A 380-nucleotide genomic window follows, 5' to 3' on the forward strand; every position below is an offset into this window, starting at 1 on the left:
CGATGCGCCGCGCCACCACGGATGGCGCGACGCCCAACTCCCGCGCTGCTTCAGCAAAACTTCCGTGTTGTACTACAGCAGCGAAGGTCCGTACGTGCGTTATCACGTCCACAGTCAGTCTCCCATGGCGCTTCGCCCTTTCCGAGGCCGTATCCAAGCACCGATTAATGCAAAAATTGGTTCACAGATACCTCAAAATTGCGTCAATCAACCATCACAAGCATCAATAGAATAACGGTCATCACCACTTCTTAGGGTGGATCGCACGAAAAAAGTGGAGACAGACCCATATCTTTGACGCCGATCGCGAAGGCGGTTGCTTGTTGATCTTCGCTTCTACGACTGATGTCTACGGTCTTTTCAAATGACTGTGTTCGCCG

At 52.1% G+C, this 380-nt stretch carries 1 protein-coding gene; it reads left to right on the forward strand.

What is annotated here, in order from left to right:
• On the forward strand, nucleotides 1-235 hold a 235-nt coding region (locus EN824_RS36400; RefSeq protein ID WP_245521075.1), incomplete at its 5' end, for a hypothetical protein.
• Nucleotides 236-380: the final 145 nt, after the last annotated feature.

Source organism: Mesorhizobium sp. M8A.F.Ca.ET.181.01.1.1 (genome assembly GCF_004792025.1).
Classification (GTDB): Bacteria; Pseudomonadota; Alphaproteobacteria; order Rhizobiales; family Rhizobiaceae; genus Mesorhizobium.